Origin of the sequence: Jejuia spongiicola (assembly GCF_023502325.1) — a bacterium.
In the GTDB taxonomy this organism is placed as follows: Bacteria; Bacteroidota; Bacteroidia; order Flavobacteriales; family Flavobacteriaceae; genus Wocania_A; species Wocania_A spongiicola.
In genome coordinates this window covers 530,006-542,236 of record NZ_JAMFLZ010000002.1, presented here as the reverse complement: position 1 = coordinate 542,236, position 12,231 = coordinate 530,006, and the positions used below count along the sequence as shown (strand labels likewise).

Sequence of the window (12,231 nt, the reverse complement as noted above, 5' to 3'; positions counted from 1 at the left end):
TTTTATGACTGCTACACAAATTCTTCTTCTTATTGCTGCTTATTTTGGAGTACTTATTTTGATATCATATTTAACGGGAAAAGATGATAGTAATGAGGTTTTCTTTAAAGCTAAAAAGCAATCTCCATGGTATTTAGTCGCTTTTGGAATGATTGGCGCTTCGCTTTCTGGAGTCACATTCATATCGGTTCCAGGAATGATAGGTGGACAACAATTTGCTTATATGCAAGGAGTCTTTGGCTTTTTTGTGGGATATTTATTTATAATATTAATATTACTACCTCTCTATTATAAGCTTAATGTAACTTCTATTTACCAATATTTAGAACAGCGTTTTGGCAAAGTAAGTTATAAAACTGGAGCGTTTTTTTTCTTACTCTCTAGAGTTACTGGTGCTTCATTTAGACTATACTTAGTAGCCTTATCTATGCAGTATATAGTCTTTCAAAAACTTGGTGTCCCTTTTTGGCTAACTGTTGTAGTTTCTATTTTATTAATATGGTTATACACTAACAGAGGCGGTATAAAAACAATTATTTGGACAGATACTTTACAAACTTTAGCAATGCTAGTATCTGTTGGTGTTGGTATTTATTTAATCAATCAGAAATTAGATTTCTCATTAATTAGTATGTTAAAATCTGAATCCTTTTCTGCAAAAAGTCAAATCTTCTTTTTTGATAACCCAAATGCTACAACTTACTTTTGGAAATACTTTATTGGAGGCATTTTTATTGCTATTGCTATGACAGGTTTAGATCAAGATATGATGCAAAAAAACTTAACCTGCAAGAATAAAAAAGAAGCTCAAAAAAACATGCTTACAATGGCGACTTTAGTCATTATTGTAAATTTTGCGTTCTTATCCCTTGGCGCTTTATTGTTTATTTATGCTGATAAGTTTAATTTACAAATACCAGTTGTAAACGATATAACAAGAACCGATTTGCTATTTCCAGAAATTGCTATGAATCAAGGCTTGGGCGGTGCTTTATCTATAACTTTTCTTATAGGCTTAATTGCTGCAGCCTACAGTAGTGCAGATAGCGCGTTAACATCATTAACTACTTCTTTTTCTGTAGATTTTTTAAACATAGAAAAGAAGCCAAGTGAAGAACAAAAACCGCTTCGTAAAAAAGTACATATTGGTGTTTCTATATTATTAATATTTGTAGTTATACTATTTAATAACCTTGAAGGTAATGTTGTAAGTAACTTATTTAAATTTGCAACTTATACTTATGGACCACTACTAGGCTTATTTGCATTTGGTATTTTAACAAAACGACAAATTAAAGATCAATATGCTTGGGTTGTTGCTTTACTATCTATAATATTAAGTTTTGTAATAACCTCTTTACCAGAAAGTGTTTTAGGTACCTATAAATTTCATTGGGAAATTTTACCACTTAATGGCATAATTACCTTTATTGGTTTAATATTGATCAGTAGAAAGCAAAACTAAAGAGCAAGCTTCTTCAAAATAAATATTGTTTTCTTTTAAAATACTATAGAACTCTGGGTTCTCTGTTCCAGGGTTAAAAATAACACGCTTTGGGTTTAAAGAAATGATATAATCATAATAGTCTTTCTGCCTTTTAGAATTGAGGTACAAAGTTATTGTGTCTATTTTTTTATATTGTTTCAACACTACATCAATGTTAACACCTACTACCTCTCCTTCTTTTAGACCAAAAGCTACAACTTCAAAGCCTTGATTAACAAGCTTTTTAATCACAAAATTAGAATATCTGTTTGGCTTTAGAGAAGCACCTAGTACTAGTGTTTTTTTACTCATATGTTAAAAAGATGTTAATTCATGTCAAATATAGTAACAGAAATTAAATTTAGACGTCTACTTAATATTACAATTAATCAATCAAAAACAATCAATCAAAATGAAACAATTATTCTTTGTGTGCTTATTATTATTTTCAATAACTACACAAGCAAACACCACAGATCCTGAAAATAGTGCCGACAAGACTGGTACAATTTCAGGAAAAGTATTAGACGCAAAGTTAAAACAACCCTTACCTTATGTAAATGTTATTATAAAAAATAATGCTGGCGAAACCTTAACAGGTGGCATTACTTTAGAAGATGGCTCTTTTGAAATTAAAAAGGTAGAAGAGGGCAATGTAAAAGTAAGTATTCAATATATAGGATACAAAACAATTACTAAGGATATTACCATTGGTAAAGGCAACTATAAAATAGATCTTGGCAATATTCTTTTAGAAGAAGAAGCCGAAGGTTTAGATGCCGTTACAGTTATTGCTGAAACTTCAACAATACAGCAAAAGGTAGATAGAAAAGTTATTACCATTGGTAAAGATTTAGCAGCTTCGGGTAGTGCTTCAGAACTTATGATTGGTATACCTTCTGTAAGTGTAGATGCTCAAACGGGTGATATTAGCTTGCGTGGTAATCAAAATGTTCGTGTTATGGTAGATGGAAAGTTATCTAACATTCCAACGGCTCAATTACTTAAACAAATTCCTTCTACGGCTATAAAATCTATAGAACTAATCACTAACCCTTCAGCAAAATATAACCCTGAAGGTATGAGCGGTATTATAAATATCGTACTTCATAAAAATACCATGATAGGGTTTAATGGTAATTTTAATATAGGTTTATCTCATGAGAAAGAAGCTAAATTCAATAGTGCCTTAAACATGAATTATCGCAACGGTAAATTTAATTTATATGGAAGTTATAGTAATAACATTTCAAAAAACAGAAATCATGGAAATGTTGCAAGACCAGAAAATAATTCGGAGCAATTCTTTAAATTTTTAGATAAAAGACAGTCTCACTTGTATAAAGTAGGATTAGACTTTTATTTAGATGATAAGAATACCATATCTTTTTTCACTACTCAAAACACTTCTGACAGTAGTACCGAAGGTAGCACTGAAGCATTATTTTATAGTAATTCTTCTTTCAACCAAAGACAACTTTTTACTAACGATAGTGACAACTCCTCTTCTCAGTACAATTTTGATTATAAGCATGATTTCTCTAAAGATGGGCATAATATAGAATTGGAAGTAGACTACAATACTTTTGAAGATGACACGCCAGTAGATTTTAAGTTTCTACTAGGATCAAACGAGGATTACAAAGATTTTAATAATACTGATAGAAAAAGTACTACTGTAAATTTAGATTATGTAAACCCATTATCTGAAACCACAAAATTAGAACTTGGTTTACAAGCTCGTTTATTCAATTCTGATATTGCATATTCTTCTACAGGCGAAACTTTAAATGATCTAGGTGTTTTAAGACCAACACCAAGTACAGATTTTGATTATACAAGAGATATTTATTCTGCTTACGCAACGTTTAGTAAAAAGTTCGAAAAATGGACTTATCAAATAGGTTTGCGTACAGAAAACGTAAAAGAAGATGCCTTAGCATTATCGTCTGAAGCTATTAGTACTCAAACTTTTAAAAACGATTATTTCGAATTTTACCCTTCCGCTTTTATAACGTATTCGCCATCAGAAAAAAATTCATATCAATTTAGTTATAGCCGAAGAGTAGACCGTCCAGGGATAGGGCAAGTAAACCCAATAAAAGAATGGAGTACACCTTTAATTTCTTCTTTCGGAAATATTGACTTAAGACCTCAATTTACAAATTCTATTGAAGCAAATTATACAAGAACTTTAAACAACAGAAAAGGAAGTGTAACTGGAGGCGTATTTTACAGAATAATTTCAGATGAAATTAATAGAGCTCTATTTATTGATAGATCGGATGTAAATTCTGGGCGTATTATATTAACTCATGATAATTTTGACGACACCTCAGCATATGGTATTGAATTATCAACAAATTATAGACCAACAAAATGGTGGAGTATAAACGGAAGTTTTGATTTGTATTCGCAAACCCAAAAAGGTATAGCGGAAAATTTAACTGCCCCAATAGAAACTGCTACGATTAATGATATCGAAACTAATATAGATGAAATAGATAATGTTGCTTGGAACCTGAGAATGTTTAATAATTTTAAGGTAACTAAAACCATAAGTCTTACAGCATTTGGCTTTTACAGAGGAAAAAACAGAACATTACAATTTGATATGAAACCTATGTATTTTGTAAATATAGGTTCTCGAGTAAGTTTTGCAAAAGGAAAAGGTTCCTTTAGTCTGAACTTTAATGATATTTTAAACACAATGAACTTTGCTTTCGAGGGCACAAAACCTTTTGTCCAAGTTGGTCAATTTAACTGGGAAAGTCACACAGTACAAGCAAGTTTATCTTATAGATTTGGTGGCGGTAAATATCGTGCAAAATCTCGTAAGCGTAGAGATAATAATGAAAAATCTGGAGGCGGAGGCTTCCTATAAATACAATTTAATTACCTGCATAATAGTTGATGGTTAGTGTTAATGCACGGTTATTAAATTAAGAAAACCCAAAAGATTAATCTTTTGGGTTTTTGTTTGCTAAATTGTTAACACATTTGAAAAAAAAATGTTAAAAATGTTAAAAAAACAACATTTAGTGCAACAAAATCAAAAACCAAACGTTATATAGACATACAATCATACGAAAAAGTAATTATTTTAAGAGTTAGTCACCTTCATTTAACAAAATTTCGTCAATCAAAGATTCGTATAACTGTAAAACTCGAAATTAAAATTTCGAGTTTTTTTTTGTTAAAAATTTAAAATATCAACAATATATGTAATGAAGTTACAATTTATACGTCAAAACATTAACACGAGCCATAAAAGTATTGTTTATTTGAATTAGTCATCAAAAAAAAACATATGAGTTGCTAAGTGTATAAAAAACAGAAACTCGAAATTTTAATTTCGAGTTTCTTATGTTAAAGATGTTAAAAAATATAATAATATTAGTTTTTAAACGTCTACATATAATAATTTGTGTGGTTAACGCAAATTAAGGTGGTTAATAGCTAAAGAGCCCAAAACTTACTGTTTTGGGCTCTTTTTTTATATTCTTAAACTAATTACCATTTAATAATAGCGCTTCCCCAGGTAAAACCACTTCCAAAAGCTGCTAGCACAACATTGTCTCCCGCTTTTATTTTACCTTCTTCCCAGGCTTCAGTTAACGCAATAATTACAGAGGCTGCTGTAGTATTACCATATTTTTGAATGTTATTAAACACTTTATCATCCCTTAGCGCAAATTTTTTCTGAATGAATTGAGCAATACGCAAATTTGCTTGATGCGGAATAAGCATATCTATATCATCTTTAGACATATTGTTTTTAGCTAAGCCTTCTATAATAACTTCGCTAAATCTAACAACAGCATGTTTAAAAACAAAAGTACCATCCATATAAGGGAAATATGATAAATCCTCCTCTTCAGATTCTAGTATTTGTGGCACCCAATGTTTAATACTTGGCGATTCAACAATAAGCTTATCTGCGTATTTACCTTCACTATGTAAATGTGTAGACAGTATTCCTTTTGTCGTATCTTCTTCTCTGCTTAAAACACAAGCACCTGCACCATCTCCAAAAATAACAGTTACACCACGCCCCCTCGTTGTTTTATCCAATCCATTGGAGTGGTATTCGGCCCCAACTACCAAAATGTTTTTATACATTCCCGTTTTTATAAATTGATCAGCAACAGAAATGGCGTAAACAAATCCTGAACATTGATTTCTAATATCAATCGCTCCAACGTTTTTTAAGTCTAATAAATCTTGAATCTGAACACCACAACCAGGAAAATAATAATCTGGTGTCATAGTAGCGAATACAACAAAATCAATATCATCTTTAGTTAATCCAGAACGTTCAATAGCCATTTTTGATGCTTTAGCACCCATAACTGCAGAAGTATCATCGGTTCCTTCTTTAATCCATCTTCGTTCTTTTATACCAGTTCGTTCTTGAATCCAAGCATCATTAGTGTCCATCATTTTAGACAAATCATCGTTGGTTACAACATGGTCTGGAACATACTTACCTAAACCTATTATCTTTGAATTATACATAAAATTTCTTTAGTTATATAACATACATTGCATGGAAATGTATCCTTTAATAAAACCAAAATACAACAACTGAATTAATTTCTCAAATTTCAAATCACAAATTCACAAGCACTCTAAGTTCTTCCTTAGTTTTTTGAGTTTTGAATATAACTTTTTTAAAAGTTTTTCACTGTATCAAAATCAAGGTGTGTCAGTTTGTCACATTTTAACTATTGGTACTTTTTTTGTCTAAATTCATAAAGTAAGTTAAAAACTAAAATTAATCAGGTTCCTGACTTTACAGGAATAACAAATAAACTATTTATTATGACAAAAGGAAATATTAATGTTTCGGTAGAGAATATCTTTCCTCTCATTAAAAAATTCTTATACAGTGATCACGAAATATTTTTACGTGAGTTAATTAGTAATGCTACAGATGCTACTTTAAAACTAAAGCATTTAACTAATGTTGGTGATGCTAAAATAGAATATGGCAATCCACAAATTGAAGTTAAAATTGATAAAGATGGTAAAAAGCTTCATATTACAGACCAAGGTTTAGGAATGACTGCTGATGAAGTTGAAAAGTACATTAATCAAGTAGCATTTTCTGGAGCTGAAGAATTTTTAGACAAATATAAGGACTCAGCTAAGGATTCTGGAATTATTGGTCATTTCGGTTTAGGGTTTTATTCAGCTTTTATGGTTGCTGAAAAAGTAGAGATTATTACAAAATCTTATAAAGACGAACCTGCAGCACATTGGACTTGTGATGGATCACCAGAGTTTACATTAGAACCATCTAAAAAAACAGATAGAGGTACAGAGATTATACTTCATATTGCAGAAGACTCTACTGAGTTTTTAGAAGAAAGTAAAATTAGTGAACTATTATTGAAGTACAACAAGTTTATGCCTATTCCAATCAAGTTTGGAACTAAGGAAATAAACGACCCTGAACACGAGCCAAAAACTACTAAAGATAAAGATGGTAAAGAAACTACAGAACCTCACAAACAAATTACGGTAGATAACATTATAAACAATCCAAATCCTGCATGGACAAAACAACCTGCAGAATTAAAAAATGAAGATTATAGTGGTTTTTACAGAGAATTGTACCCAATGCAATTTGAGGAACCATTATTTAATATCCATTTAAATGTAGATTATCCGTTTAATTTAACTGGGATTTTATATTTCCCAAAAATGACAAACGATTTAAACATTCAAAAAGACAAAATTCAACTGTATCAAAACCAAGTTTTTGTAACTGATAATGTTGAAGGTATTGTACCAGAGTTTTTAACTATGTTACGCGGTGTTATTGATTCTCCAGACATTCCTTTAAATGTATCACGTAGTTATTTACAAGCTGATGGAGCAGTTAAAAAAATATCATCTTATATTACCAGAAAAGTTGCCGATAAATTAAAATCGTTATTCAATAATAACCGTGAAGATTTTGAAGCAAAATGGAACGATATTAAAATTGTTATTGAATACGGTATGCTTTCAGAAGAAAAATTCTTCGAAAAAGCTGATGCTTTTGCGCTATACCCAACAGTAGATGGAACTTACTACACATACGAAGAATTAGTAAATAAAATAAAAGCGAATCAAACCGATAAAGATGACAAAATGGTTATTCTTTATGCATCAAATAAAGATGAGCAACACAGTTACATTGAAGCTGCAAAAGCTAAAGGTTATGAAGTACTTTTATTAGATTCGCCAATAGTTTCACATTTAATGCAAAAACTAGAAACTACAAAAGAAAAAATATCTTTTGCCCGTGTTGATGCAGACCATATTGATAAAATAATTCAGAAAGACGAAACTAAAATTTCTAAGTTAGATGAAGATCAAACTAAAGTTTTAGATGAATTGTTAAAGGAAGTTATATCTTCTGAAAAATTTATTGTACAATTAGAGCCTATGGATAGTGATGCAGCTCCATTTATGATTACGCAACCAGAATTTATGCGTAGAATGAAAGAAATGCAAGCTACAGGTGGCGGAGGCGGAATGAACATGTTTGGGAGCATGCCAGAAATGTACAACCTAGTTGTAAATACTAATTCTGAATTAGTAAGCGAAATTTTAGGAACAAAAACTAAAAAGAAGCAAGAACGCTTAATCAATCAAAGTTTAGATTTGGCAAGATTATCTCAAGGGTTACTTAAAGGTGAAGAGCTAACAAACTTTATTAAGCGTAGTTATGATATGATAAAGTAACTTTTTTATTATAAAGTATAAATCACATTACAAAATATAGAAACCACTTTGTATTTCTCAAAGTGGTTTTTTATTTTCGTGAGAAATTTATTGTAAGACAAAATTATTATATATCCATGTTTTACGTTTCAGGATTAAAATTATGCCAAGAATAAAACTATTAGCCTGTCTTTTAACTTTTATTATTATTTCATGTGATAGCGATAAAGTTGAATTGGCAAATGAAGAACCAAAAATTGACTTAGGCAAAGAAATAATCAGTATTGACATCCCCGAGAATTTCATGAGAGAAGATCAAAATCTACATATAGTACTTTTTGACAGCTATGGAGAAATTTTAGACACAAAACCTTCGTCAAACTTAAAAGAAACTTTGACTTTTTATACTAAAAATGAATTTTCTGATGAAACCCAATTTTCTTTAGCATTTATTTCTAGCAGTGATCATGACATTTTTGGATTAAATATTTATCATAACGTAACTATAAAATCATTAAATGGTAAAATTGAATTAAAGCCTAGAGGGTATTCAAAAAGTACCCCAAGCCTAAAGATTGATGCTCTAGATCTTGATAACAGTTTAGTTTTAAATGCTAAAGGTCATGGGTATTCTATGGTAAATATTAACAATAGATTGTCTGGTCACTATACAGATGACTTTAATGAAAATTTAGGACCAAATAATATTCTAATTAAATATTTTGACCCCCATAGTGTATTAAATGACAGTTACAAATGGTTATTAACAGATAATATATCTACTTTATCCAAATTAGAAGTCAGTAGCTTTTCACATGAGCATGTTGAATATCATCAACTTAGCACCAATAGACCTACTGAGACACCTCTACTAGATTTCTTAGGATTTGAAAATGAAACATTGTTCAATAAAGTTTCTGGACACCAATTATACGGTTCAGACATCCCGCCCTTTGGTTTTGGAGGTAATCACTACTACTCTTTTCCTAATATCTTTTATAAAACTGCCTATTCTATTTCTTTTTCAGATTATTCGTTATTCAATGTTGGGATACCACCAAGCTCTATAGAAGTACCAAACTTGAATATAGATAGTAGTTATTTAGACGGGAAATTAACTTTTTCTGGAGTCGCAGGTTATGAAGTTGGAAGAATTATGCTTGATAATTATAATAATAGAATTAATATCCGATTAATTTTTGATGGCACTTCTAATGAAGTTCTGATGCCAAAAATCCCTACCGGAATTTTACCAGACAACATAACTAGCATCATCAATAATGGTCAATTAAGACTGGTTCAGACCATAGCCGAAGATTATGCCTCTTTTTCTAACTATAATGAATATCTTTTTAAGGTATTAAAAACCTCTACTCCTTTTTATATAAATTCCCCAAAAAGAGAAAGAGTTTATAAACCGCAAGGCACTTCTCATATCTTACCTTCTAGTGAATACCCCTATTACGTTAGATTTAGATAAGACAAAACCTTCTTTTTCAAAAAAATATATGAAAGTATTAATCTGGCTAGATTCTCAAAGCTTACATAAAAGTGAAGCGTTAACAAACTTTGTTAAGCATAGCTAGGTATGATAAAGCAAACTTTTATTAACATAAAATTCGTTTAGTAACTAATATATTAAAAAAACCACTTTGAAAAAACAAAGTGGTTTTGCTTTTTTAAACAGATTGACTAATTTATCCTACAAAATAACGAACATTAGATGTTTTGTAAGAGGTTTATCGTATTTTAACTATTTAGACATAAATTCAAGTGAGTGCTAATAGCTACATGGTAACAGAAATATTCAAAGGTCTTACTTTTTCAAGTGATGAGGTTATGATTTTAAATTCTGTATTCCATAAAGAAACTCATAAAAAGGGCACAATATTATTAAATATAGGAGATAAAGTAGATGTACAATACTACATTCAAAGTGGATATCTAAGATCTTTTTATATAGACCTGCAAGGTAAAGAATACACAGTACAATTTGGTTATAATGACTGGTGGATTAGTGATTACACAGCATTTTTTTCTACTTCAAAATCTATAATGACTATTGAAGTATTACGAGATGCAATACTATATAGAATATCAAAAGAAGATAAGGAGTTTTTATATTCTAAAATACCAAAAGTGGAGACTTTCTTTAGAATAAAACTAGAACGTGCATTTGCTGCTTTTCAAAAACGTATTCTGGCAAGTTTATCACAATCTGCTACTGAAAGATATACTAACTTTATTAAAGCATTTCCTAACATTGAACAAAATTTAAAGAATTACCACATAGCGTCTTATTTAGGAATTACTACAGAAAGCTTAAGTCGGATTAGAAAGGAATTGTCAAACAATTAAATTTATTACCATACATCAATTTTTATATTGATTTATCATTATAAATTTGTAAAATAGTTGAGAGATTATCATATTTTAAATTATTAATCCCTGTGATTAATAGCTAAAAAAAAGCGCATATATTATGCGCTTTTTTATTATATTTTTTTTTAAAATCAACTAAATAAAACTACCTCGAATAATTAGGCGATTCTTTAGTAATTGTTACATCATGAGGATGACTTTCGTTAATACCACTAGCAGTAATTTTAACAAACTGCCCCGTTTCTTTTAAAGTATCAATATCTTTAGCTCCACAATACCCCATACCAGCCCGTAAACCACCAATAAATTGATGAATACTTTCGTATAAATCGCCTTTATAAGGCACACGGCCTACTATACCCTCTGGCACTAATTTTTTAATATCGTCTTCAACATCTTGAAAATAACGGTCTTTACTACCATGCTTCATGGCTTCAACAGACCCCATACCTCGATAAGACTTAAATTTTCTTCCTTCATAAATAATAGTTTCACCAGGTGATTCTTTAGTACCTGCTAAAAGCGAACCTAGCATAACCGTATCTGCACCAGCAGCAATAGCCTTTGGTATATCACCAGTATAACGAATACCACCATCAGCAATTACCGGAACACCGGTTCCTTTTATAGCCTCTGCAACTTCTAAAACTGCTGAAAACTGTGGAAACCCAACACCAGCAACTACACGAGTTGTACAAATAGATCCAGGACCAATGCCAACTTTAACAGCATCTGCACCAGCTTCAACTAAATACTTAGCTGCAGCACCCGTTGCAATATTACCAACAATAACATCTAATTCTGGGAATTTAGTCTTTATCTCTTTTAAGACTAACACAACACCTTTTGTATGCCCATGTGCTGTATCAATAACAACAGCATCAACGCCTGCATTTACTAAAGCTTCTGCTCTATCTACAGCATCTCCTGTAACACCAATAGCAGCTGCAACACGCAAACGACCATATTTATCTTTATTTGCTATAGGTTTCTGACTTACTTTTGTAATATCTCTAAAGGTTATTAACCCAGATAATTTAAAATTATCGTCTACAATAAGTAACTTTTCTATTTTATGTTGCTGAAGAATTTTTTCTGCATCTTGTAATGAAGTTCCAACTGAAGATGTTACCAAGTTTTCACTTGTCATGACTTCTGTTATTGGTCTTTTATTTTCATGTTCGAAACGTAAATCTCGATTGGTTACTATTCCTTTTAAAATACCATTTTCATCAACAATAGGAATTCCTCCAATACCATTTTCTGCCATAGATTGCTTAGCATCTGCGACTATAGCTGTTAATGGCAAAGTAACAGGATCGATAATCATTCCGCTTTCTGCACGTTTCACTTTCCTAACTTTCGTAGCCTGCGCCTCAATAGTCATATTTTTGTGCAGCACACCAATACCTCCTTCTTGAGCCATAGCTATTGCCATTTTACTCTCTGTAACGGTATCCATGGCTGCCGAAATAATAGGAACATTGATCGTAATGTTACGAGTAAATTTTGTTTGGATATTAACTTCGCGAGGAAGTACTTCTGAAAATGCTGGAACTAAAAGAACGTCGTCGTAAGTTAAACCTTCTCCTACTAATTTGTTTTGATGTGAAGTCATTGTGCAATTACGTTATAATTGCGTGCAA

The 12,231-nt window shown here is 30.9% G+C and carries 8 protein-coding genes; 5 read left to right on the top strand and 3 right to left on the bottom strand.

The features are described 5' to 3' along the window. The first annotated feature begins 4 nt into the window (after positions 1-4). Positions 5-1,465, top strand: coding sequence for a sodium:solute symporter (locus M3P09_RS06315; protein WP_249972450.1), 1,461 nt, complete (start codon positions 5-7; stop codon positions 1,463-1,465). On the opposite strand, the gene M3P09_RS06310 is transcribed toward M3P09_RS06315, so the two are convergent. Next, positions 1,436-1,798 (bottom strand): CoA-binding protein, encoded by a 363-nt coding sequence (locus tag M3P09_RS06310; protein ID WP_249972449.1) that lies wholly within the window; start codon positions 1,796-1,798, stop codon positions 1,436-1,438. The two genes, M3P09_RS06315 and M3P09_RS06310, sit on opposite strands and share 30 nt — an antisense overlap. Before the next feature lie 100 nt (positions 1,799-1,898). On the opposite strand from M3P09_RS06310, the gene M3P09_RS06305 reads away from it, so the two are divergent. Next, entirely contained in the window at positions 1,899-4,370 is a 2,472-nt protein-coding gene (locus M3P09_RS06305; protein ID WP_099565593.1) for a TonB-dependent receptor, read from the top strand. Between the two features lie 629 nt (positions 4,371-4,999). Here M3P09_RS06305 and M3P09_RS06300 read toward each other — a convergent pair. Beyond that, complete coding sequence (locus tag M3P09_RS06300) at positions 5,000-6,004, bottom strand: 3-oxoacyl-ACP synthase III family protein (protein WP_099565594.1); 1,005 nt, start codon at positions 6,002-6,004, stop codon at positions 5,000-5,002. Between the two features lie 306 nt (positions 6,005-6,310). Here M3P09_RS06300 and htpG point away from each other — a divergent pair, with 306 nt between their 5' ends. From htpG to M3P09_RS06285, 3 genes are all read left to right on the top strand, one after another. Continuing rightward, a complete protein-coding gene (gene htpG / locus M3P09_RS06295; protein WP_099565595.1) occupies positions 6,311-8,224 on the top strand; it encodes a molecular chaperone HtpG in 1,914 nt (637 codons plus the stop codon). Between the two features lie 142 nt (positions 8,225-8,366). Beyond that, positions 8,367-9,683 carry a hypothetical protein gene (locus M3P09_RS06290; RefSeq protein WP_249972448.1) on the top strand — a complete coding sequence of 439 codons (1,317 nt, stop codon included), beginning with the start codon at positions 8,367-8,369 and terminating at the stop codon, positions 9,681-9,683. A gap of 311 nt (positions 9,684-9,994) precedes the next feature. Next, positions 9,995-10,561 carry a Crp/Fnr family transcriptional regulator gene (locus M3P09_RS06285; RefSeq protein ID WP_233192489.1) on the top strand — a complete coding sequence of 189 codons (567 nt, stop codon included), beginning with the start codon at positions 9,995-9,997 and terminating at the stop codon, positions 10,559-10,561. Positions 10,562-10,730: 169 nt separating this feature from the next. Here the strand turns inward: M3P09_RS06285 and guaB are convergent, their stop codons facing one another. Further along, positions 10,731-12,203: an IMP dehydrogenase gene (gene guaB, locus M3P09_RS06280; protein ID WP_099565597.1), complete on the bottom strand. Its 1,473-nt coding sequence runs from the start codon at positions 12,201-12,203 to the stop codon at positions 10,731-10,733. Positions 12,204-12,231: the final 28 nt, after the last annotated feature.

Bases quoted from the DNA above. Each gene is read 5' to 3' on its own strand.
- guaB (WP_099565597.1), bottom strand. From the start codon at position 12,203: ATGACTTCACATCAAAACAAATTAGTAGGAGAAGGTTTAACTTACGAC.
- M3P09_RS06300 (WP_099565594.1), bottom strand. From the start codon at position 6,004: ATGTATAATTCAAAGATAATAGGTTTAGGTAAGTATGTTCCAGACCAT.
- M3P09_RS06310 (WP_249972449.1), bottom strand. From the start codon at position 1,798: ATGAGTAAAAAAACACTAGTACTAGGTGCTTCTCTAAAGCCAAACAGA.
- M3P09_RS06305 (WP_099565593.1), top strand. From the start codon at position 1,899: ATGAAACAATTATTCTTTGTGTGCTTATTATTATTTTCAATAACTACA.
- M3P09_RS06315 (WP_249972450.1), top strand. From the start codon at position 5: ATGACTGCTACACAAATTCTTCTTCTTATTGCTGCTTATTTTGGAGTA.
- htpG (WP_099565595.1), top strand. From the start codon at position 6,311: ATGACAAAAGGAAATATTAATGTTTCGGTAGAGAATATCTTTCCTCTC.
- M3P09_RS06285 (WP_233192489.1), top strand. From the start codon at position 9,995: ATGGTAACAGAAATATTCAAAGGTCTTACTTTTTCAAGTGATGAGGTT.
- M3P09_RS06290 (WP_249972448.1), top strand. From the start codon at position 8,367: ATGCCAAGAATAAAACTATTAGCCTGTCTTTTAACTTTTATTATTATT.